The organism is Gemmiger formicilis, from assembly GCF_018784445.1.
GTDB lineage: Bacteria > Bacillota > Clostridia > Oscillospirales > Ruminococcaceae > Gemmiger.
On record NZ_WQOH01000105.1, the window covers coordinates 1 to 347 of the forward strand.

Here is a 347-nt window from a genome sequence, read left to right on the forward strand (position 1 = left end):
GCCATGAACAACTTTTGGATTCCTGAGGAGATCAATCTCTCGCAGGATGTGAAGGACTATCCCCGCCTGCTGTCAGCCGAGCGCAGCGCCTACGATAAAATTTTGAGTTTTCTTGTCTTTTTGGATTCCATTCAGACAGCGAACCTGCCTAATATCGGGGCCTACATTACCGCCAACGAGGTCAATCTCTGCCTGTCCATTCAGGCGTTTCAGGAGTGTGTCCACTCACAGAGCTACAGCTATATGCTCGACACCATCTGCTCTCCTGTGGAGCGCAATGACATCCTCTACCAATGGAAAACGGACGAGCATCTGCTGCGCCGCAACACCTTCATTGGGGACTGCTA

At 51.3% G+C, this 347-nt stretch carries 1 protein-coding gene; it reads left to right on the top strand.

Annotated features, from left to right (window positions below):
- Positions 1-347: ribonucleotide-diphosphate reductase subunit beta (locus tag GPK89_RS16865; protein ID WP_252261730.1), on the top strand; the 347-nt coding region annotated here is incomplete at both ends.